The organism is Streptantibioticus parmotrematis, assembly GCF_019890615.1.
GTDB lineage: Bacteria > Actinomycetota > Actinomycetes > Streptomycetales > Streptomycetaceae > Streptantibioticus_D > Streptantibioticus_D parmotrematis.
The window spans coordinates 210,572-231,320 of sequence record NZ_JAINVZ010000011.1 but is presented as its reverse complement, the minus strand read 5'-3'; the positions used below and the strand labels follow the sequence as shown (position 1 = coordinate 231,320).

Here is a 20,749-nt window from a genome sequence, read left to right as displayed (position 1 = left end):
GGGGGGGGGCGGGGGGGGGGGGGTGGTTTTTCCCATAAACCACCCCCCCGCCGCAGGCGTCAGAGCGTCAGGTCAGTGGTTGTGTGCGAGGCAGAGGACGAACGAGCTGCCGTTCTCTGTCTCGTAGAAGCCGGTGTCCGTCCCGGCCACGCCCGCGCAGGCGGTCTCGGGGTCGTCGCTTCCGGAGACCTTCTTGAGCACCTTGTACGTTGCGTTGCTGTCGGAGCAGGCGAGCTTGTCCAGCTTCGGGTTGCTGTCGCTGCCCGAGTTCTTGGCGCAGTCGCCGGCCTTCAGCGTCTGCGAGTCGTCGTGGTTGAAGTAGGCGATGCCGCCGCCGATGACCAGAAGGACGGCCACGATGATGAGCCGGATGCCGAGTCGGCCTATTCGCTTCTTGGGTGCCGGGGCCGGCGGCGGGAAGGCGCCCGGAGTCGTCGGGTAGCCGGGCGCGGGCTGCTGCGGGAAGCCGCCCTGCTGCGGGAACTGGCCCTGCGGCGGCGGGTACGCCCCGGGCTGCGGAGGCGGCGGATAGGCGCCCTGCTGCGGCGGCTGGGCGTATGGATTTGCTCCCTGCGGCGGCGGAGTGGTCACAGGGTTCCCCCTAGGTGTGGCAAGAGTTTTGGCGTGGCTGGATCCAGCCCGTCCGTACGGTAATGCTTCTCGAACGGGCAGCCGTAATCGATTGGCGGACTGTGGCCTTGATGTGACCGTCAACTACCGTTGAACCAGGCCATTCCGGCCGCAGTCGCCCCATAGATCACTGCGATCGTGATGATCAGCGCTGCTGAGCGGCCGTCATGAGGCAGCACACCAGCGGCTACCGCGGCCGAGCCGACGTACGCGACGTTGAACAGGACGTCGTAGAGCGAGAAGACCCGGCCACGGTAGGCGTCGTCGACGTGGGTCTGCACCACGGTGTCGGTGGCGATCTTCGCGCCCTGCGTGGTGATGCCCAGGACGAACGCGGCCGCCAGCATCGGCGCAGGGGAGAACGGCAGGCCGAGCGCGGGTTCCAGAACGGTGGACGCGGCCGCGCACACCACGATCCAGCCCGAGGTGCCGAAGCGGCCGGTCCCCCACGGTGTGACGACTGCGGCGACGAAGAACCCGGCCCCCGACAGCCCGACGGCCAGCCCCAGCAGCGCCAGCCCCCCGGAAGTGTCGTTCGGCGCGGCCCAGGAGTAGCGGCAGAGCGTGAGCAGCGTGACGGTCAGCGCCCCGTAACAGAAGCGCAGCGCGGTCATCCCGGCGAGGGCGCGGACCGCGGGCCGCCGTCCGGCCAGATGCCGCAGCCCGGCCCCCAAACCGCGCACCGTACTCGCCACCGCGGCCCATATTCGTGGCTGGAGCACTCCGGGGTCGGGCCCGAGGCGGTCGGGCCCCATGGTCCGGGCGGACAGCCCGGCGCACAGGTAGAGCACGGCGCCGAGCGCGACCACCACGGCGTCGGAGCCGGTCCCCGGGCTCATTCCCAGGTGCACGATGAACGCCGCACCGCCCCCGACCGTGGCCGCGATCGTTCCGGCCGTGGGGGACAGGGAGTTGGCGACGACCAGGCGTTCGCCGTCGACCACCCGGGGCAGCGCGGCCGACAGGCCGGACAGGACGAAGCGGTTGACAGCGGTGACGGACAGGGCGGAGAGGTAGAAGAGCCAGTCCGGCACCCGGGCCAGCACCAGCGCGGCGGTACCGGCCGCGAGCACCGCGCGCAGCAGGTTGCAGTAGAGCAGCACCTGCCTGCGTCGCCAGCGGTCGAGCAGGACACCGGTGAACGGGCCGAGCAGCGAGTAGGGCAGCAGCAGCACCGCGAGAGCGGCGGCGATGGAGCCGGCGGAGGCCTGCTTCTCCGGGGTGAAGACGACGTACGTGGCGAGAGCCACCTGGTAGACGCCGTCCGACAGTTGCGACAGCAGCCGGACGACGAGCAGCCGCCGGAAGTCGCGGAACCGCAGCAGTACGCGGAGATCCCCTACGACGGCCATGCGCACAGCCTCACACAAACACGAGGTCCCCGGGCGGATTGCCCGGGGACCTCGGCGATCAAACCACCGACGCGGTCGTCAGCGCTCGACCTCGCCCTTGATGAACTTCTCGACGTTGTTGCGGGCCTCGTCGTCGAAGTACTGGACCGGCGGCGACTTCATGAAGTACGAGGACGCCGACAGGATCGGGCCGCCGATGCCACGGTCCTTGGCGATCTTCGCGGCGCGCAGCGCGTCGATGATGACGCCGGCGGAGTTCGGGGAGTCCCAGACCTCCAGCTTGTACTCCAGGTTCAGCGGGACGTCGCCGAAGGCACGGCCCTCGAGGCGCACGTACGCCCACTTGCGGTCGTCCAGCCAGGCCACGTAGTCCGACGGACCGATGTGGACGTTCTTGGCGCCCAGATCGCGGTCGGGGATCTGCGAGGTGACGGCCTGCGTCTTGGAGATCTTCTTGGACTCCAGGCGCTCGCGCTCGAGCATGTTCTTGAAGTCCATGTTGCCGCCGACGTTCAGCTGCATGGTGCGCTCCAGGACCACGCCGCGGTCCTCGAAGAGCTTCGCCAGCACGCGGTGCGTGATGGTGGCGCCGACCTGGGACTTGATGTCGTCACCGACGATCGGCACACCGGCCTCGGTGAACTTGTCCGTCCACTCCTTGGTGCCGGCGATGAAGACCGGCAGGGCGTTGACGAACGCGACCTTGGCGTCGATGGCGCACTGCGCGTAGAACTTGGCGGCCTCCTCGGAGCCCACCGGCAGGTAGCAGACCAGGACGTCGACCTGCTGGTCCTTGAGGACCTTCACCACGTCGACCGGGGCCTCGGGGGACTCCTCGATGGTCTCGCGGTAGTACTTGCCCAGGCCGTCGAGGGTGTGGCCGCGTTGGACGGTGACACCGGTCTGCGGGACGTCGCAGATCTTGATGGTGTTGTTCTCGCTGGCGCCGATGGCGTCCGCGAGGTCCAGGCCGACCTTCTTCGCGTCGACGTCGAAGGCCGCCACGAACTCCACGTCACGCACGTGGTAGTCGCCGAACTGCACGTGCATCAGGCCCGGCACGCGGCTGTCCGGGTCGGCGTCCTTGTAGTACTCGACGCCCTGCACCAGCGACGTGGCGCAGTTGCCCACGCCGACAATGGCTACGCGAACCGAACCCATTCCGGTTGCTCCCTGTGTACTCGGTTGTTCGACGGGCCCTACGGGTGCGGGGCCCTCACTTGGTGGTGTCGGACGGATCCGTGTCGTCGCGACCTGTCTCGGCGGGGCGGCCCTTGGCACGGCCTCGGCCCGCCCGCTCCGTCTCGATCAGCTCGTTGAGCCAGCGGACCTCGCGCTCCACCGACTCCATGCCGTGCCGTTGCAGCTCGAGCGTGTAGTCGTCGAGCCGCTCGCGGGTGCGTGCCAGCGAGGCACGCATCCTCTCCAGCCGTTCCTCAAGACGGCTGCGGCGGCCTTCGAGGACCCGCATCCGCACGTCGCGCTCGGTGTGGCCGAAGAAGGCGAAGCGCACGCCGAACTGCTCGTCCTCCCAGGCGTCAGGGCCGGTCTGGGCGAGGAGGTCCTCGAAGTGCTCCTTGCCCTCCGGGGTCAGCCGGTAGACGATCTTCGCCCGGCGCCCGCCCAGCGGGGCGGTCGCGAGCGGATCCTCGGGCGCGGCCTCCTCGGTCAACCAGCCCTGGGCGACCAGCGTCTTCAGGCACGGGTAGAGGGTCCCGTAACTGAAGGCACGGAAGACGCCGAGTGAGGTGTTGAGCCGCTTGCGCAGCTCGTAGCCGTGCATCGGCGACTCACGCAGCAGGCCCAGGACCGCGAACTCGAGGACGCCGGAGCGCCTGCTCATGTTCGCCTCCTCGGCTCTCGTACGGTCCGCCCGCGGCCGGGCGGTTCGTTGTGCCGCGCTGTGCGCTCTCCCGCGGGGTGTCCCCCGGGCCGATCCCTGTGACGTTTCTTTATGTCGTTCTGATGTATCGAGTCGATACATCGTGACGATAGAACGGCCGTGTGGATCTCGCAAGGCGCCCCACGGTGAACGCCGTCACATCCGTGGATCATCGGACACCAACTGTCCGTTATGAGCTGATGGTTGAAGTAGTTCAGGTTTTGACGGTGCGTACTCTGTTCGCCATGCGGACCAGTGGGATTCCTGTGACGTCGCCATGTGCCGCGTCGTCGCCACGCGCCGGTACGTCACCCCGCGTGACGACGACGCCGTGTGCCGTTCTCCCGAGGTCCGCCATGCGGCCCGGCGGGGCCGCAGTCCGGGGGGACCGGAAGACAACTGCCGCCTACAGGCGGGAACGCCTGTCCGAGGAGTAGCCGCAAGCATGAGCGAGCACCGCCGAAAGCCGCCGCCGAACGGCGGCGGACGCGCCGCCGCCCGGCGCGGAGCCCAGCCGCCGTCCGAGTCCTCCCCCGCCCGGCACCCCGGGCCGCCGACCGGCCGCGGGTCGTACGGGACCGGTGACGCGTTCGGCACCCCGTCCAGGGCCGCGAACCGTGCGCAGCCACCGGCCACGAGCGACGCGTCGGAGCGGCCCTACGGGGGCCGGGCGGAGGCGCGACGGGCCGCCCAGCGCGGCGACCGCAGGCGCGCGGCGGCGGCCGGTGCGGCAGGAGCCGGTGCGGGTCGTCGCGGGGGGCCTGGCCGCACGGGCGGTGGTGGGGGCGGTGGCCGCGGGCGGGGCGGTTCCGGACCCCGGCGCTTCATCGACTACCCCCGCTGGGGCAGGACCGGCTGGCGCCGCTGGATGCCGTCGTGGCGTCAGAGCCTGGGCATCTGCGTCGCCTTCTGCGGCACCCTGGTCGCCCTGGTCGGCATCGCCTACGCGATGGTGGGCGTCCCCAACCCCAACCTCGCCGCGCAGACCCAGAAGAACGTCTACTACTGGGCGGACGGCACCCGGATGGTGGTCTCCGGCGGCGGCGACCTCAACCGTCAGACCGTCAAGCTGGACCAGATCCCCACCTCGATGCAGAACGCCGTGGTCTCCGCGGAGAACGCCTCGTTCTGGCACGACAACGGCGTCGACCCGCAGGGCATCGCCCGTGCCGTGCTGAGGATGGCGCAGGGCGGTGAGACCCAGAGCGGATCCACCATCACCCAGCAGTACGTCAAGAACACCTACCTGGACCAGAGCCAGACGGTCACCCGCAAGCTCAAGGAACTGCTGATCTCCATCAAGGTCGGCGCCAACGACTCCAAGCAGGACATCCTGGCGGGCTACCTCAACACCGGCTACTACGGGCGTGGCGCATACGGCATCCAGGCGGCGGCGCAGGCGTACTACGGGGTCAACTGCGAACAGCTCAGGCCCGACCAGTCTGCGTTCCTGGCCGCGCTGCTCAACGGCCCCAACCTCTACGACCCGGCCGGCGGTGTCGGCCCCGGCGCGACACCGGCCGAGAACCTCAAGCGGGCCGGCGACCGCTGGAGCTGGATCCTGGACCGCGAGGTGGACACCAAGAGCCTGACGCCCGCGGAACGGGCGCGGTACCGGACCTTCCCGGTGCCGAACAAGCCCAAGCCGTCCACCGACAAGGCGGGCCAGATCGGATACCTCACCGACCTCGCGGACAACAACCTCCTGGCGGACACCAAGATCACCAAGCAGCAGCTGGACAAGGGCGGCTACCAGATCTACACGACCTTCGACAAGAAGGATGTGGCCGCGATGGAGAAGGCCGTCGACGAGGTGCGCAGCGCGAACATCAAGCCGAAGCTGCGCCCGGGCACCGACACCTACGTGCAGTTCGGCGGCGCCTCCGTGGTGCCGGGCGACGGCGCGGTCAAGGCGATCTACGGCGGCGAGGACTACCTCAAGCACTTCACCGACAACGCCGACTACACCGGCGCCCAGGTCGGCTCGACGTTCAAACCGTTCGTGCTGGCGGCGGCCATGCGCGACGGGGTGCGCGACCCGCATGGCCCGGCCGACCAGTCGGGCTCCCAGCGCACCCCGGTCTCCCCGAGCAGCGTCTATCCCGGCGTCAACGACTGGAAGGTCCTCAACTACGACGGGTCCGTCTGGCAGGACAAGGACGGCCGGCAGTGGCTCCAGGAGAACGACGACCACGACTCGTTCAAGTCCATCACCCTGAAGAAGGCGATGGAGGAGTCGGTCAACTCCACCTACGTGCAGCTCGGCATGAACGTGGGCCTCGACAAGGTCAAGCAGGCCGCGCTCGACGCCGGCGTCACCAGTGACAGCCTGGCCAGCACCAACGGCCCGTCCTTCTCCATCGGCACCTCCTCGCCCAGCGCGATCCGGATGGCCGACGCCTACGCGACCTTCGCGGACGGCGGACTGCGCGCCGAACCGTACTCGGTGACCAAGGTGATCAAGGAGGGCAGCACCGTCTACCAGCACCGGACGACAACGGTGAAGGCCTTCACCCCCGCCGTCGCGGACAACGTGACCGGTGTGCTGCGCGGCGTCGTCGAGGAGGGTACCGGCACCGTGGCCAAGGCTCTGGGCCGCCCGGCGGCGGGCAAGACCGGCACCACGGACGACAACAAGTCCGCCTGGTTCACCGGCTACACCCCGCAACTGGCCACCTCCATCGGCATGTACCGGATGGACGACCAGGCCAAGGCGCAGAAGTTCCTGCCGATGTACGGCCTCGGCGGCAACGCCAAGATCTACGGCGCCTCCTTCCCGACGCAGATCTGGACCGCGTACATGAAGGCGGCGCTCGACGGACAGCAGGTCGAGCAGTTCAGCCCGCCAGAGAAGATCGGCACCGTCGTCTACGGCGACGGCACGGCCCCGTCGCCCTCGCCGTCGGCGCCCGTCCCCTCGGTGACGCCGTCCGTCACCCCCTCCCCCCGGCCCAGCCGGTCGCACCGTCCGTCCCCGTCGCCGTCCACTTCCTCCTGCGGCTTCTGGGGCTGCGAGGACGGTGGCACCGACACAGGCGGCACGGGTGGTGACACCACCGGAGGTCCCGGCGGCGCCGGTGGCACCACCGGCAACGGCGGGACGACCGCCGGGACCGACGGTGGTGCGGCGGGTGGTCCGGGCACGACCGACGGCGGTGCCGGCGGGACCGATGGCGGGGGTTTCATCGGAGGCAATTAGCGCGGTCCCGTCGAGGGACGCCATCGGCGGCGGCCGGTCCTGCACCGGCCGTCGCCGTCGCCACCGCGTCGCTCGGCGCCGGGTCCGGACCTGACGGCCCCGGCGCCGAGCCGCGTGAGGCAGGATGTGGCCCATGACGACCGTGCGCGAGAACGACGAGAGCGGCGCCCCCGACGCGCCCGCGACCGTGCCGCCGACCGCTGAGGACCCGGTGGCCGGCGCGGGCAGCGAAGTGATCGGCGGCAGGCTCGGTCGGCGCGCCAGCACCGAACGCGGCGGCTGGTGGAACCCGGTGCGGGTCATCGTGCTGGTCGCCATCGGGATGTTCGCCCTCGGCATGGTCCAGAAGGTGCCGTGCTACGACAGCGGCTGGTTCTTCGGCGCCAACGCCCAGTACTCGCACGCCTGTTACTCCGACATCCCGCACCTGTTCTACGCCCGCGGCTTCTCCAGCGACCTGGTCCCGTACTTCGACCACATCCCGGACGCCGTCTCCGGCGGCATGGGGTACCTGGAGTACCCGGTGCTGACCGGGCTGTTCATGGAGGTCGCCTCCTGGGTCACCCCGCACGGCTCCGACCTGGTGCAGCGCGAGCAGGTGTACTGGCTGGTCAACGCCGGGATGCTGCTGGTCTGCGCCGCCGTCACCGCGGTCGCCGTGGCCCGCACGCACCGCCGCCGCCCCTGGGACGCCCTGCTGGTCGCGCTCGCGCCCGCCGCGGCCCTGACCGCCACCATCAACTGGGACCTGCTCGCGGTCGCCCTGCTCGCGGTCGGCATGCTGATGTGGGCGCGCGAGCGGCCGGTCGCCGCCGGGGTGCTGATCGGGCTGGCGACGGCCGCCAAGTTCTACCCGGCGCTGGTGCTGGGCCCGCTGCTGTTGCTCTGTCTACGGGCCGGACGGATGCGGGAGTTCGGCAAGGCCCTGGCCGGCGCCGTGGTCGCCTGGCTGGTGGTCAACGTGCCGGTGATGGCCTTCGCCTGGAAGGGCTGGAAGCAGTTCTACGGCTACAGCCACACCCGCGGCATCGACTTCGGCTCGGTGTGGCTGATGATCTCCCAGCAGACCGGCAACCCGCTGAACGGCGCCAACACCTACGCGACGGCTCTGATGCTGCTGCTGTGCGTCGGGCTCGCCGCCGCGATCCTCTACGCGCCGGTGCGGCCCCGCTTCGTCCAGGTCGCCTTCCTGGTGATCGCCGCGTTCATCCTGACCAACAAGGTCTACTCACCGCAGTACGTGCTCTGGCTGGTGCCGCTCGCCGCGCTGGCCCGGCCGCGCTGGCGGGACTTCCTGATCTGGCAGGCCTGCGAGGTCGCCTACTTCCTCGGTATCTGGATGTACCTCGCGTACACCACCGGAGGCAACGAGAAGGGGCTGCCCGAGGGCGGCTACGACTTCGCCATCCTGGTCCACCTGCTCGGCACCGCCTACCTGTGCGCGATGGTGCTGCGCGACATGCTCAGGCCGGAGCACGACTCGGTCCGGCTGGACGGCTCCGACGACCCGTCCGGCGGCGTGCTGGACGGTGCTCCGGACGTCTTCGTGCTGGGCCACCGGGCGCGAGCGGCGAACGAGGAGAAGACCTCGGCCTTCCTGTCGAGCTGAACGACCCCGCACACGCCAAGAGGGGCCTGTTTCACGTGAAACGGTGTGTTTCACGTGAAACAGGCCCCTCTTCGCTCTGACTCCCGGTCCCGTTTCCGGTCCCGACGTTGCTCAGCGGTCGAGGACGCGGTCGAACTGCGTCGTGGTGTGCCGCAGGTGGGCCACCAGTTCGTCGCCGACCGCGGGCGGCGCCACGTCGCCCGGCAGGAACAGCAGAGAGACCTGCATGTGCGGCGGCTCGGCGAACCACCGCTGCTTGCCCGCCCACACGAACGGCGACAGATTGCGGTTCACCGTCGCCAGGCCCGCGCGCGCCACACCCTTGGCCCGCGGCATCACGCCGTGCACCGCCTTGGGCGCCTCCAGGCCCACGCCGTGCGACGTGCCGCCCGCCACGACCACCAGGTGACCGTCGCCCGCGGCACGCTGCTGGCGATAGCCGTAGCGCTCGCCCTTGGCGATTCGGGTGACGTCCAGCACGGAACCGCGGTACTCGGTCGCCTGGTGGTCGCCCAGCCACAGCCGGGTGCCGATGCGGGCGCGGAAGCGGGTCTGCGGGAACTGCTGGCGCAACTGCGCGAGTTCGTTCGGCTTCACGTGGCTGACCAGCATGGTGTGCAGCGGAAGCCGGGCCGCGCGCAGCCGCTCCATCCAGGTGAAGACCTCCTCCACCGCGTCGGAACCGTCGGTGCGGTCCAGCGGCAGGTGGATGGCGAAGCCCTCCAGCCGCACGTTGTCGATCGCGCTGTGCAGCTTGACCAGGTCGTCCTCCGACACGCCGTGGCGGCGCATGGTGCTCATCACCTCGATGACCACCCGGGCGCCCACCAGACCGCGCACCCCCTCGACGGAGGAGACCGAGCGCACCACGCGGTCCGGCAGCGGCACCGGCTCCTCGCCGACCCGGTACGGGGTCAGCACCAGCAGATCGCCGCTGAACCAGTCCTTGATCCGGGCGGCCTCGTAGGTGGTGCCGACCGCCAGCATGTCGCTGCCCAGCCGGGTCGCCTCCTCGGCGAGCCGCTCGTGGCCGAAGCCGTAGCCGTTGCCCTTGCAGACCGGGATCAGGTCGGGGAACTGGTCCACCACGGTCTTCTGGTGCGCACGCCAGCGCGCGGTGTCGACGTACAGGGTGAGCGCCATGGCCGGGTCAGGACCTTTCTGTATTCGGTCGAACAGGAGGGCGGGGTCAGGGGTACGTCAGCGCCGCGACATGTAGATGTCGAGCGCCTTGTGCAGCAGCTTGTTGAGCGGGAAGTCCCACTCGCCCAGGTACTCCGAGGCCTGGCCGCCCGTGCCCACCTTGAACTGGATCAGGCCGAAGAGGTGGTCGTTCTCGTCCAGCGAGTCGCTGATGCCGCGCAGGTCGTACACGGTCGCGCCGAGCGCGTACGCGTCGCGCAGCATCCGCCACTGCATGGCGTTGCTGGGGCGCACCTCGCGCTTGTGGTTGGCGGAGGCGCCGTAGGAGTACCAGACGTGGCCGCCGACGATCAGCATGGTGGCCGCCGCGACCGCCTCGCCCTCGTGTGTGGCGAAGTACAGCCGCATGCGGTTGGGGTCCTCGGAGTTGAGGGCGGTCCACATGCGCTGGAAGTACGACAGCGGCCGGGGGCGGAAGTGGTCGCGCTCGGCGGTGATCTCGTACAGCTGCTGCCAGATGGGCAGCTGCTCGTAGCCGCCCTGGACCACCTCGACGCCGGCCTTCTCTGCCTTCTTGATGTTGCGGCGCCACAGCTGGTTGAAGCCCTTGTGGACGTCCTCCAGGCTGCGGCCCTCCAGCGGGACCTGGAAGACGTAGCGCGGCTGGACGTCGCCGAAGCCCGCGCCGCCGTCCTCGCCCTGCTGCCAGCCCATGCGGCGCAGGCGGTCGGCGACCTCGAAGGCACGCGGCTCGATGAACGTCGCCTCGACGTCGCGCAGCCGCTTGACGTCGGGGTCGGCGATGCCGGTCTTGATGGCGTTGGCGTCCCAGCGGCGGATGACCACCGGCGGGCCCATCTTCACCGAGAACGCACCCTGCTGCTTCAGGTGCGCCAGCATCGGCTGGAGCCATTCCTCCAGGTTGGGCGCGTACCAGTTGATGACCGGACCCTCGGGGAGGTAGGCCAGGTATCGCTTGATCTTGGGCAGCTGGCGGTAGAGCACCAGACCGACGCCGACCAGCTCGCCGTTCCTGTCGAACCACCCGAGGCTCTCCGAACGCCACTCCGCCTTGACGTCGGCCCAGGCGGGAACCTGCATGTGGCTCGCCGCGGGCAGGCTCTGGATGTATGCCAGATGCTGCTCGCGGCTGATGGTCCTCAGGGTCAGGCTCATTCGGGGCGCTCCCCACGCTTGCGGGTTCTACCGGACTACCCGCCGAAGCCTATAGCGCGTGGGAAACGCCCCGTCTTCAAGCCCGCGGTCTCACAGCCCGCCCCACAGGCCGCCGTGCGCGACGCCGATGAAGAATCCGATCGCCGAGGCGCCGAGAGCGAGAACGAGGACGAAGCGTTCGCTGGTGGTGGCCGAGATGAACTGGCCGTAGCCCGCAGTGATGATCCCGAACAGCCCGGTCCAGGAGCTGAGCAGATGGAGGTTGTTGAAGATCGAGGAGATGATCGCGACCGCCCCGAGCACCGCCGAGACGGCGATCAGGGAGTTCTCCTTCGGATGAGACTTGCCGTCGGAGTTGAGGATCGCGATTACGTTCTGCGGCCGGAAGGTCGTTGCCATCGGGCACCTCCGTGAAGGGGAAGGCCGCCCGGCGTAGCGCCGAGCGAGCCCTTGTGTACAGATTGTCCCGGTTAACCTGCGGATTTCAAGCGGAAGGACGAGGCGGGTAGTCTGTACCGTCTGCAATGGTCTACGCGCGGCCATGAGCCGGTCTCCCAGCCGGCCGACGCGCACCGTCGATCCCCTGCCAGTTCTTGTCAGCGGCTCTCGCCGGGGCCCGCTCCGTTCAGCGCTTCGCCGCGTTGTCGGTGGCCCGCGTTACCGTTGCGACGCGATGCAAACCCTCCTGCCACGGAAACGCCGTGGCCGCTGAGTCCGAAGGAGGTGGGTTCCACCATGCGTCACTACGAGGTAATGGTCATCCTCGACCCCGATCTCGAGGAGCGTGCTGTCTCCCCGCTGATCGAGAGCTTCCTCGCCGTCGTCCGCAACGGCGGCGGCAAGGTTGAGAAGGTCGACACCTGGGGCCGTCGTCGTCTCTCCTACGAGATCAAGAAGAAGCCCGAGGGCATCTACTCGGTCATCGACCTCAACGCCACACCCGAGGTCGTCAAGGAGCTCGACCGTCAGCTCAACCTGAACGAGTCGGTCCTCCGGACCAAGGTCCTCCGTCCGGAAATGCACTGAGCGCGCTGAGCGCCCAGAGCTGAGTACGGCTTCCGAGCAGCCAGCAGCAGAGCAAACCCGCCGAGAGGTCACCCACCATGGCAGGCGAGACCGTCATCACGGTCGTCGGCAACCTTGTCGACGATCCCGAGCTGCGCTTCACCCCCTCCGGTGCGGCGGTCGCGAAGTTCCGTGTCGCGTCCACCCCCCGCACCTTCGACCGGCAGACCAATGAGTGGAAGGACGGCGAGAGCCTGTTCCTGACCTGCTCGGTCTGGCGTCAGGCGGCGGAGAACGTGGCCGAGTCGCTACAGCGCGGCATGCGTGTCATCGTCCAGGGCCGCTTGAAGCAGCGGTCCTACGAGGACCGCGAGGGCGTCAAGCGGACGGTCTACGAACTGGACGTCGACGAGGTCGGCGCCTCCCTGCGCAACGCGACGGCCAAGGTCACCAAGACCAGCGGCGGCGGTCGCAGCGGTCAGGGCGGCTACGGCGGCGGTGGCGGCCAGGGCGGCGGCAACTGGGGCGGCGGCCCCGGCGGCCAGTCCGGCGGCGGCGCTCCGGCCGACGACCCGTGGGCCAGCAGTGCCCCGGCAGGCGGCCAGGGCGGCAGCGGTGGCGGTGGCAACTGGGGCGGGAGCTCCGGCGGCGGCTACTCGGACGAACCGCCCTTCTAAGGGCGGAGCAACACACTTCTTGATCACAATGGAGAGAGACAATGGCTAAGCCGCCTCCGCGCAAGCCGAAGAAGAAGGTCTGCGCGTTCTGCAAGGACAAGGTCACCTACGTCGACTACAAGGACACCAACCTGCTGCGGAAGTTCATTTCCGACCGCGGCAAGATCCGTGCCCGTCGCGTGACCGGCAACTGCACGCAGCACCAGCGTGACGTCGCCACGGCCGTCAAGAACAGCCGTGAGATGGCGCTGCTGCCCTACACCTCGACTGCTCGCTGAGAGAGGGTGACCTAAGCATGAAGATCATCCTCACCAACGAGGTCAGCGGCCTCGGTGCCGCCGGCGACGTCGTCGAGGTCAAGGACGGCTACGCCCGCAACTACCTGGTCCCGCGTGGCTTCGCCATCCGCTGGACCAAGGGTGGCGAGAAGGACGTCGAGCAGATCCGCCGTGCGCGCCGGATCCGCGAGATCGCCACGCTGGAGCAGGCCAACGAGGTCAAGGGCCAGCTGGAGAACGTCAAGATCAAGCTGTCGACCCGCGCCGGTGACACCGGTCGGCTCTTCGGCTCGGTCACCCCGGCCGACATCGCCTCGGCGATCAAGGCCGCCGGCGGCCCGCAGGTGGACAAGCGCCGTGTCGCGCTGGTCTCGCCGATCAAGACCGTCGGTGCGCACCAGGTGACCGTCAACCTCCACCCGGAGGTCACGGTCAGGCTCGACCTGGAGGTCGTGGCCGCCTGACGCGTTCCACGCGAGGTCGGAGAAGGGCCGGCACCCTCGGGGGTGCCGGCCCTTCGCCTTGCCTGGCCGCCGGTCGGCAGCCGCCACCCGCCAGCGCCAGCCGCCGGTCGGCAGCCGTCAGCCGTCGGGTCGCCGTGGGCGGTCTGTTTCACGTGAAACGTGCGCAGGGGACTGCCGGGACCTGGGCCCAAGCCGAGCGCCCCGCCCGTGCCTCTCCCGGCGCTCAGGCGCGGACCGCTCCCGTGACCACCCAGCGGCCCGAGCGGGCGCGGCCCCACAGGAACGCCAGACGGGTCAGCATGAACAGCACCATCGCCCACCACAGCGCGGTCAGCGCCCCGCCCAGCGCCGGTACCGCGAACGCGGCGGGTGCGAAGACGGCGAGGGTGCCGAGCATGGCCCAGGCGAGGTAGGAGCCGTCACCGGCGCCCATCAGCACGCCGTCCAGGACGAAGACCGGCCCGCACACCGGCTGGCTGATCGCGACGACCAGCAGCGCGGGCAGCAACTGGTCGCGTACGGCGGGATCGCTGGTGAACAGCGGGATGAACAGCGGCCGGGAGACGGCCACCAGGACGCCCAGCAGCACGCCGGCCGCGATGCCCCACTGGACCATGCGACGGCACGCGGCCCGCGCTCCGGGCGCGTCCTCCGCTCCCAGATAGCGGCCGATGATCGCCTGTCCTGCGATGGCGATAGCGTCCAGCGCGAAGGCCAGCAGGCTCCACAGGGTCACCAGGATCTGGTGTGCGGCGACTTGGGCGGTGCCGAGCCGGGCGGCGACCGCGGTCGCGATCACCAGGACCGCGCGCAGACTCAGGGTGCGCACCAGCAGCGGGACGCCCGCGGTGGCGCAGGCCCTGATCCCGGCGACGTCCGGGCGCAACGAGGCGCCGTGGCGACGGGCGCCGCGTACGACGACGGTGAGGTAGGCCGCCGCCATGCCGCACTGGGCGATCACGGTGCCCCAGGCGGAGCCCGCGATGCCCAGACCCGCGACGTAGACGAGGGTGGCGTTGAGCGCGGCGTTGACGGCGAAGCCCACGACGGCGACGACCAGCGGGGTCCGGGTGTTCTGCAGCCCGCGCAGCACACCGGTGGCCACCAGGACGACGAGCATGGCCGGGATCCCGAGCGCGCTGATGCGCAGATAGGTGACCGCGTAACCAGTGGCACGGCCGGAGGCACCGAAGACGTCGGCCAGCGCAGGTGCGCCCGGGATCACCGCGGCGACGACCAGGGCGCCGAGCAGCAGGGCGAGCCAGATGCCGTCGATGCCCTGCCGGATGGCGGAGGGGAGGTCGGCGGCGCCCACCCTTCGGGCCACGGCGGCCGTGGTGGCGTAGGCGAGGAAGACGAAGACGTTGACGGCCGTGGTGAGCAGCGTCGCGGCGACCCCCAGTCCGGCCAGCTGCGGGGTGCCGAGGTGGCCGACGATGGCGCTGTCCGCCATGAGGAAGAGCGGCTCGGCGACCAGCGCTCCGAAGGCGGGCACGGCGAGTGCGATGATCTCGCGGTCGTGCCGTCGGCGGACCTCCCGGGGCAGCCGACCGGAACGCCGCTCGTCGGTGTCGGCGGGTCTGGCGGGCGCGGAAGTCATCGGCTTAGGATAATCTTCCACAGGTAATAGGCGCAAGTATCGGGTGATCATTACATGCGGTGGCGCTGAGTGATCACCTCCGCGCCGTTTGTCGTGATCTTGCGCCGTCCGGGAAACTTTTTCTCCTGCACAGCCGGTGGACGGTGAAATCGCAGGTCAGGCCCTGTGTGACGGAGGGCCTCGCGGGTTGTCCACAGGACTGTCCCCCGCCCTGTACACAGGTTTCGCGGGCTTCTCCACAGGCTGCGGCCGTTCATCCACATGGCCTGTGGATAACCATCTTGGCTGACGGAGGCTGCGGGCCTACCGTAGTCCGGCACCCGCCCTCGCCTCCGGCCTCGGAACCGCTCCCGTGCGGCTCCCGATCTCGACGCGCCGGAACCCGGGCCGGGTGCTCGTTGGTTGTCAGAGCCGTGCCGTAGAAAGAGGACACGGAACGGGGGTCCGAAGGACCGGGAGGGAGGTGGCGGGGGTGAGCCGACCCGAGACCGCGGAAGACCACTGGGACGAGGCGCCGCCCGCCGAGCCGCCGTACCCCGAGGGGCCCGACCTCGACGACCGGCGCCCGGTCACGCCCTTCCGCCGGGACGGCCGGGACGGTGGCGGTCGCGGAGGACGAAGCGGTGGCCGCGAGGGCCGCGACGGCGGTCGTGACGGCGACAGCCGCGGCGGCTGGGCCGAGGGCGGCTTCGAGCGCGTACCCCCGCAGGACCTGGACGCCGAGCAGTCCGTGCTGGGCGGCATGCTGCTGTCCAAGGACGCCATCGCCGACGTCGTGGAGGTCCTCAAGGGCCAGGACTTCTACCGGCCCGCGCACGAGACGATCTACACCGCGATCCTCGACCTGTACGCCCGGGGCGAGCCGGCTGACCCCATCACCGTCGCCGCCGAGCTCACCAAGCGCGGCGAGATCACCCGGGTCGGCGGGGCGCCGTACCTGCACACCCTGGTCAACGCGGTGCCCACGGCCGCCAACGCCGAGTACTACGCGGAGATCGTCCACGAGCGCGCCGTCCTGCGCCGCCTGGTGGAAGCCGGGACCCGCATCACCCAGATGGGTTACGCGGCCGACGGTGACGTGGACGAGATCGTCAACTCCGCGCAGGCCGAGATCTACGCGGTCACCGAGCAGCGCACCTCGGAGGACTACCTGCCGCTGAGCGACATCATGGAGGGCGCGCTCGACGAGATCGAGGCGATCGGCTCCCGCAGCGGCCAGATGACCGGCGTGCCCACCGGCTTCACCGACCTGGACGCGCTGACCAACGGCCTGCACCCCGGCCAGATGATCGTCGTCGCCGCCCGCCCCGCGATGGGCAAGTCCACGCTCGCCCTGGACTTCGCCCGCTCGGCGTCCATCACCCATGGTCTGCCCAGCGTCTTCTTCTCCCTGGAGATGGGCCGCAACGAGATCGCGATGCGCCTGCTGTCGGCGGAGGCCCGGGTCGCGCTGCACCACATGCGTTCCGGCAACATGACCGACGACGACTGGACGCGGCTGGCCCGCCGCATGCCGGAGGTCTCGGCCGGCCCCCTCTACATCGACGACTCGCCGAACCTGTCGATGATGGAGATCCGCGCCAAGTGCCGCCGCCTCAAGCAGCGCAACGACCTGCGGCTGGTCGTCATCGACTACCTCCAGCTGATGCAGACCGGCGGTTCGCGCCGTCCTGAGAGCCGCCAACAGGAGGTCTCCGAGATGTCCCGGAACCTCAAGCTGCTCGCCAAGGAACTGGAGGTGCCGGTCATCGCGCTCTCCCAGCTCAACCGAGGCCCCGAACAGCGCACCGACAAGAAGCCCATGGTCTCCGACCTGCGCGAGTCCGGCTCCATCGAGCAGGACGCCGACATGGTCATCCTGCTGCACCGCGAGGACGCCTACGAGAAGGAGTCCCCGCGCGCGGGCGAGGCCGACCTCATCGTCGCCAAGCACCGCAACGGCCCGACCGCCACGATCACCGTCGCCTTCCAGGGCCACTACTCACGCTTCGTCGACATGGCGGCGAACGTCTGACGCGCGGGTGGGATCTCCCGCGTCCCGGCCGAATCCCAGGGTCGGTGACCGCTCCGTCGTCGGTCGGCCACGGAGTCGGGGCCGGCTGGTCCGCCCTTCATCCGCCGAGGAACTCCACCGCGGGACGCTGCGGGGCGTAGGGAGCCCAGCCGGGGTCGCCGGTGCTGGCGAACGCGACCCAGGCGCCGTGCATCCGGGCTGCGAGTCCCGGTGGGGCGGGGTCAGGGCCGAGTAGGCAGGTGTCCCCGTGCAGCCAGGGTTCGTCGGCGATGTCGAACACGAAGGGCAGCTCGACGGTGTGGGCGGCGCCGAGGCGCCCGTCCAGGGCCGTCGAGCGGTATCCGAAGGAGTAGACGTGCGTGCGGCCGGCCGAGATCCGCGCGTGGGCCCGCGCCATGCGCGTCGTACCGGACTCGAACAGGGCCTGCCCCAGCACCGCGGAGCGCAGCTCGCCGGGTGTCGCGTCCGGCCGTGCCGCACGATGCGCGGCGAGGGCGGTCTCCGGGTCCGGGTGCGTCCGCGTGGCGACGGTGAGGACGTCGGCTTCCGTGGTGGACTCCAGGTCGCCCCGCGGTACGAGGTAGAGGCGCGCCTCTTCGGTGTTGGTGCCGATGAGCAGGTCGACGTCACCGGCCGGACCGTCGGCGAGACTCTCGGCGGGCTGGACCGGCAGGACCAGGCTGAACGGGCTGAGCCCGGCCAACGGGTCCGTGGCGGTGCCGGTGCGCAGGTCGAGGCCGGCCAGTGCGCGCAGGATCGTCAGGAAGCGCTCGTCCGGTATCGGGGCGAACGCCTCGGCGGTCGGCGCGACGCCCAGTGCGGCGGCCGCCGCGGCGGTGACTCTCCGCGCTTGTTCCGGGGTGAACGCGCCGGTGCCGTTGCCGCTCTGGATGATCGCTCGCCGGAACAGACCCGCTGCCTGCGGTGTCGCGAGCAGCGCGCCGATGAGCGTGGCACCCGCGGACTGACCGAAGACCGTGACGTTGCCGGGGTCGCCGCCGAACGCTTCGGCGGTCTCGTGCACCCATCCGAGCGCGGCGAGCACGTCCAGCAGTCCGCGGTTGGCCGGAGCACCCGCCAGATCGAGGAACCCGGGGATGCCGAGACGGTAGTTCACCGTCACGAGGACGATGCCGTCGCGGGCGAACGTGCTGCCGTCGTAGAGCGCGGCGCGGTTCGAGCCGGTGACGAACCCGCCGCCGTGCACGAAGACCATGACGGGCCGTCTGCCGCCGTCGGCGGCAGGCGTGTGGACATCGACGGTCAGGTACTCGCTGCCGGGCACCCAGCCGGGCCCGAAGTAGGGGACCATGTCGAGCCGGCCGAAGCCGCGGGTCGGCTGGGGAGCCGTGGGCGAGGACCGCGTGCCGTCGCGGACACCGGACCAGCCCGGGTGCGGTGCGGGTGGGGCGAAACGGCCGGCGCCGGTCGGGGCCGCCGCGTACGGCAGGGCGCGGTAGCGCTCCCCGGATCCGTCACGGAGGCCGCGCACGGTGCCCGCCGGGGTTTCGACGACCGGATCTGTCTGTCGGGGCAAGGGACACACTTCCTCTCTGGACATCAGCTCTCTGGAGGGGGACATCAGCTCGCTGAGGGGCCACAACAGCTCTGGAGGGGACATCAGGACATACGGGAGAAGCCCGCCCACCCCTTGATCGCGAACTTCGAGCCGCTGCGGGCGACCTCGAAGGCGCCTCGGCCGCCGAAGTGCGCCGGGAGGACGAGCGCGTTGCCCTCGGCGGCGCGGCCGAGCAGCTTGTGCCGGGTGGCTCGGGATTCCGCCGGGTCCTCGCAGAAGCAGGAGTTGGTGTCCGGCTCCGCGATCTGCAGCGCGGTGTGCACCAAGTCCCCGACGAACAAGGCCCGATCGCCGCCGGACTCAAGGGTGAGCACGGACGATCCGGGAGTGTGCCCGGGAGCGGGATCGAGACGCAGGTTCTTGTCGATCCGGTACGTCCCGTCCCACAAGTGGGTGAGTCCCGCCTGGTGGACCGGCGCGACGCTGTCCTCGAAGACGTTCTGGTTCCCGCGGCCCAGCACGGTCCTGTTCTCGTTGGCCGGGTCCCAGAACTCGAAGTCCCGCAGGGGCATCAGGTACGTGGCGTTCGGGAAGGTCGGCACCCAGGAACGGCCGTCGAGACGGGTGTTCCAGCCGACGTGGTCGATGTGCAGGTGGGTGTTGACCACGATGTCGACGTCCTCGGGACGCAGCCCGGCGGCGGCCAGGTGGTCGAGGTAGTCCGTGTCCAGGCGGCTCCACACCGGCGCGTAGGGCCGGTCCTTGTGGTTGCCCACGCCGGTGTCGACGAGGATCGTGCGCCCCTCGCTGCGCAACAGCCAGGTCTGGATCGCCGTGCGGCACTCGTTCGTCCGCGGGTTCCAGAAGTCGGGTGCCAGCCAGTCGCGGTGCTCCTCCCACGAGCTGTGGGGGCCGTCGGGGAAGAACTGGCCCGGCGACAGCTCCGACGAGCCGTAGAACTCCTTGACACGGCTGACGGTGACGTCGCCGAGGGTGATCTGCTCCGGGCTGTGATCCACGCGATCCATGCGATCCGTCCTCGGGTCTTGAGTACGTTGCCGAACGGGACCGAGCCTGGACACCCGGGCGGGCACGCACCACTCCCGGGTTGTCCCACCCCTCACAGGGTGTGGCTGGGACCGGGCCCCGCACCGAATACTGGGGTGATGAACGGACCCGGTACCGGGGTGATGAACGGACCCGGCCCGCTCGGCGCCTTCCTCCAAGCCCGCCGGGCGCGGCTGCGCCCCGCGGACGTCGGCCTGCGCGACCTCGGCCCCCGCAGGCGGGTGGCCGGGCTCCGGCGCGAGGAACTGGCCCAGTTGGCGGGCGTCAGCGTATCGTACTACACACGGCTGGAACAGGGCCGGTCCCGCGGGGCCTCGGCCGAGGTCCTCGACGCGATCGCCCGCGCTCTCCTGCTCGACGACCACGAGCGCGAGCACCTCGACCGGCTCGCCAGTGGCGCCCGCCGCGTGCCCCGGCCGCGCCGCCCGCGCCCCGAGAAGCTCGCCGACGAAACACGCGACCTCCTTCGTTCCGTGGACGGCGTCCCGGCGATGGTGCTCGGCCGCCGTACGGACGTGCTGGCCTGGAACACCCTCGGGCATGCCCTGCTGGCCGGGCACCTGGACTTCCTGGACCCGGAAGACCCGGCACGACGCCCGAACATGAGCCGGATGCTGTTCCTGGACCCGCACTGCCAGGAGCTGTACGCGGACTGGAAGCGCAAGGCGCGCGCCGTGGTGGGCAACCTGCGCGTCGCCGTCGGCAGGCATCCGGAGGACCCGCTGCTCGCGGAACTGATCGGCGAACTGACGATGAAGAGCCCGCAGTTCGTCGCGCTGTGGGGCGACCACCGTGTGGCGCCGTGCGATGCCGCGGCCTACGAGCTGCGCCATCCCCTCGTCGGCACGGTGACGGTGACACAGCAGACACTGTCGATCGCCCGTTCACCGGAGCAGGCGCTCATCGTGTGCACAACCCCCGCCGGCTCCTCGTCCGAGGAGGCCCTCGCGCTGCTCCGGCAGGCGAGCGACAGCAGGGCGCCGCACGCGCACAGTGTCGGCGCGCCCGAGAAGCCACACCGACCGGTGTAGGCAGCCGGGAAGGCTCCGAGCGGCCCCGCGCAGGTCAGACGGTCGCCGATCAGACAGCAGCACGTCAGCTAGCCGCCGGTCACCGGTCACCGGTCAGGCAGC

The 20,749-nt window shown here is 70.2% G+C and carries 18 protein-coding genes; 8 read left to right on the top strand and 10 right to left on the bottom strand.

The features are described from left to right. Positions 1-72 precede the first annotated feature (72 nt). The 4 genes from K7472_RS18185 to K7472_RS18170 form a co-directional block, all read right to left on the bottom strand. Positions 73-591 (bottom strand): LppU/SCO3897 family protein, encoded by a 519-nt coding sequence (locus K7472_RS18185; protein ID WP_222979282.1) that lies wholly within the window; start codon positions 589-591, stop codon positions 73-75. 119 nt (positions 592-710) lie between these two features. Continuing rightward, complete coding sequence (locus tag K7472_RS18180) at positions 711-1,982, bottom strand: MFS transporter (protein ID WP_222979281.1); 1,272 nt, start codon at positions 1,980-1,982, stop codon at positions 711-713. Positions 1,983-2,060: 78 nt separating this feature from the next. Further along, positions 2,061-3,143, bottom strand: a complete 1,083-nt coding sequence (locus K7472_RS18175; protein WP_222979280.1) for an inositol-3-phosphate synthase — start codon at positions 3,141-3,143, stop codon at positions 2,061-2,063. Between the two features lie 55 nt (positions 3,144-3,198). Further along, positions 3,199-3,825, bottom strand: coding sequence for a PadR family transcriptional regulator (locus K7472_RS18170; RefSeq protein WP_222979269.1), 627 nt, complete (start codon positions 3,823-3,825; stop codon positions 3,199-3,201). 484 nt (positions 3,826-4,309) lie between these two features. Here K7472_RS18170 and K7472_RS18165 point away from each other — a divergent pair, with 484 nt between their 5' ends. After that, the gene (locus K7472_RS18165) at positions 4,310-7,063 is read left to right on the top strand and encodes a transglycosylase domain-containing protein (protein ID WP_222979267.1); all 2,754 of its coding nucleotides are present in this window, start codon (positions 4,310-4,312) and stop codon (positions 7,061-7,063) included. Positions 7,064-7,196: 133 nt separating this feature from the next. Continuing rightward, entirely contained in the window at positions 7,197-8,672 is a 1,476-nt protein-coding gene (locus K7472_RS18160) for a glycosyltransferase family 87 protein (protein ID WP_222979265.1), read from the top strand. A gap of 111 nt (positions 8,673-8,783) precedes the next feature. Here K7472_RS18160 and K7472_RS18155 read toward each other — a convergent pair whose 3' ends face one another. From K7472_RS18155 to K7472_RS18145, 3 genes are all read right to left on the bottom strand, one after another. Next, a complete protein-coding gene (locus K7472_RS18155; protein WP_222979263.1) occupies positions 8,784-9,815 on the bottom strand; it encodes an alanine racemase in 1,032 nt (343 codons plus the stop codon). 57 nt (positions 9,816-9,872) lie between these two features. Beyond that, positions 9,873-10,991, bottom strand: a complete 1,119-nt coding sequence (locus K7472_RS18150; RefSeq protein ID WP_222979261.1) for a lipid II:glycine glycyltransferase FemX — start codon at positions 10,989-10,991, stop codon at positions 9,873-9,875. Between the two features lie 90 nt (positions 10,992-11,081). Next, the gene (locus K7472_RS18145; RefSeq protein WP_222979259.1) at positions 11,082-11,390 is read right to left on the bottom strand and encodes a hypothetical protein; all 309 of its coding nucleotides are present in this window, start codon (positions 11,388-11,390) and stop codon (positions 11,082-11,084) included. Positions 11,391-11,726: 336 nt separating this feature from the next. Here K7472_RS18145 and rpsF point away from each other — a divergent pair, with 336 nt between their 5' ends. The 4 genes from rpsF (at position 11,727) to rplI (ending at position 13,415) form a co-directional block, all read left to right on the top strand. Then, positions 11,727-12,017, top strand: a complete 291-nt coding sequence (gene rpsF, locus K7472_RS18140; RefSeq protein WP_109449161.1) for a 30S ribosomal protein S6 — start codon at positions 11,727-11,729, stop codon at positions 12,015-12,017. Between the two features lie 77 nt (positions 12,018-12,094). Then, positions 12,095-12,673 carry a single-stranded DNA-binding protein gene (locus K7472_RS18135; protein ID WP_222979257.1) on the top strand — a complete coding sequence of 193 codons (579 nt, stop codon included), beginning with the start codon at positions 12,095-12,097 and terminating at the stop codon, positions 12,671-12,673. A 41-nt stretch (positions 12,674-12,714) separates the two neighbouring features. After that, complete coding sequence (rpsR, locus tag K7472_RS18130; RefSeq protein WP_014143881.1) at positions 12,715-12,951, top strand: 30S ribosomal protein S18; 237 nt, start codon at positions 12,715-12,717, stop codon at positions 12,949-12,951. Between the two features lie 17 nt (positions 12,952-12,968). Further along, positions 12,969-13,415, top strand: a complete 447-nt coding sequence (gene rplI / locus K7472_RS18125) for a 50S ribosomal protein L9 (RefSeq protein ID WP_222979255.1) — start codon at positions 12,969-12,971, stop codon at positions 13,413-13,415. A gap of 223 nt (positions 13,416-13,638) precedes the next feature. Here rplI and K7472_RS18120 read toward each other — a convergent pair whose 3' ends face one another. Then, entirely contained in the window at positions 13,639-15,015 is a 1,377-nt protein-coding gene (locus tag K7472_RS18120) for an MATE family efflux transporter (RefSeq protein WP_222979253.1), read from the bottom strand. Positions 15,016-15,487: 472 nt separating this feature from the next. Between K7472_RS18120 and dnaB the strand changes: the two genes are divergently transcribed. Beyond that, on the top strand, positions 15,488-17,029 hold the full coding sequence (gene dnaB / locus K7472_RS18115; protein WP_222979250.1) for a replicative DNA helicase: 1,542 nt from the start codon (positions 15,488-15,490) through the stop codon (positions 17,027-17,029). 97 nt (positions 17,030-17,126) lie between these two features. Here the strand turns inward: dnaB and K7472_RS18110 are convergent, their stop codons facing one another. After that, positions 17,127-18,566, bottom strand: coding sequence for a carboxylesterase/lipase family protein (locus tag K7472_RS18110; RefSeq protein WP_252395787.1), 1,440 nt, complete (start codon positions 18,564-18,566; stop codon positions 17,127-17,129). Between the two features lie 83 nt (positions 18,567-18,649). Further along, on the bottom strand, positions 18,650-19,576 hold the full coding sequence (locus K7472_RS18105) for an MBL fold metallo-hydrolase (RefSeq protein ID WP_222979247.1): 927 nt from the start codon (positions 19,574-19,576) through the stop codon (positions 18,650-18,652). A 162-nt stretch (positions 19,577-19,738) separates the two neighbouring features. Here K7472_RS18105 and K7472_RS18100 point away from each other — a divergent pair, with 162 nt between their 5' ends. Further along, positions 19,739-20,647, top strand: a complete 909-nt coding sequence (locus tag K7472_RS18100) for a helix-turn-helix transcriptional regulator (protein ID WP_222979359.1) — start codon at positions 19,739-19,741, stop codon at positions 20,645-20,647. Positions 20,648-20,749: the final 102 nt, after the last annotated feature.

Coding starts and splice junctions, on each gene's coding strand:
- K7472_RS18150 (WP_222979261.1), bottom strand. CDS start 10,991: ATGAGCCTGACCCTGAGGACCATCAGCCGCGAGCAGCATCTGGCATAC.
- K7472_RS18120 (WP_222979253.1), bottom strand. CDS start 15,015: ATGACTTCCGCGCCCGCCAGACCCGCCGACACCGACGAGCGGCGTTCC.
- K7472_RS18135 (WP_222979257.1), top strand. CDS start 12,095: ATGGCAGGCGAGACCGTCATCACGGTCGTCGGCAACCTTGTCGACGAT.
- rpsR (WP_014143881.1), top strand. CDS start 12,715: ATGGCTAAGCCGCCTCCGCGCAAGCCGAAGAAGAAGGTCTGCGCGTTC.
- K7472_RS18180 (WP_222979281.1), bottom strand. CDS start 1,982: ATGGCCGTCGTAGGGGATCTCCGCGTACTGCTGCGGTTCCGCGACTTC.
- K7472_RS18165 (WP_222979267.1), top strand. CDS start 4,310: ATGAGCGAGCACCGCCGAAAGCCGCCGCCGAACGGCGGCGGACGCGCC.
- K7472_RS18160 (WP_222979265.1), top strand. CDS start 7,197: ATGACGACCGTGCGCGAGAACGACGAGAGCGGCGCCCCCGACGCGCCC.
- K7472_RS18155 (WP_222979263.1), bottom strand. CDS start 9,815: ATGGCGCTCACCCTGTACGTCGACACCGCGCGCTGGCGTGCGCACCAG.
- rplI (WP_222979255.1), top strand. CDS start 12,969: ATGAAGATCATCCTCACCAACGAGGTCAGCGGCCTCGGTGCCGCCGGC.
- K7472_RS18170 (WP_222979269.1), bottom strand. CDS start 3,825: ATGAGCAGGCGCTCCGGCGTCCTCGAGTTCGCGGTCCTGGGCCTGCTG.
- K7472_RS18100 (WP_222979359.1), top strand. CDS start 19,739: ATGAACGGACCCGGCCCGCTCGGCGCCTTCCTCCAAGCCCGCCGGGCG.
- K7472_RS18175 (WP_222979280.1), bottom strand. CDS start 3,143: ATGGGTTCGGTTCGCGTAGCCATTGTCGGCGTGGGCAACTGCGCCACG.
- K7472_RS18105 (WP_222979247.1), bottom strand. CDS start 19,576: ATGGATCGCGTGGATCACAGCCCGGAGCAGATCACCCTCGGCGACGTC.
- rpsF (WP_109449161.1), top strand. CDS start 11,727: ATGCGTCACTACGAGGTAATGGTCATCCTCGACCCCGATCTCGAGGAG.
- K7472_RS18145 (WP_222979259.1), bottom strand. CDS start 11,390: ATGGCAACGACCTTCCGGCCGCAGAACGTAATCGCGATCCTCAACTCC.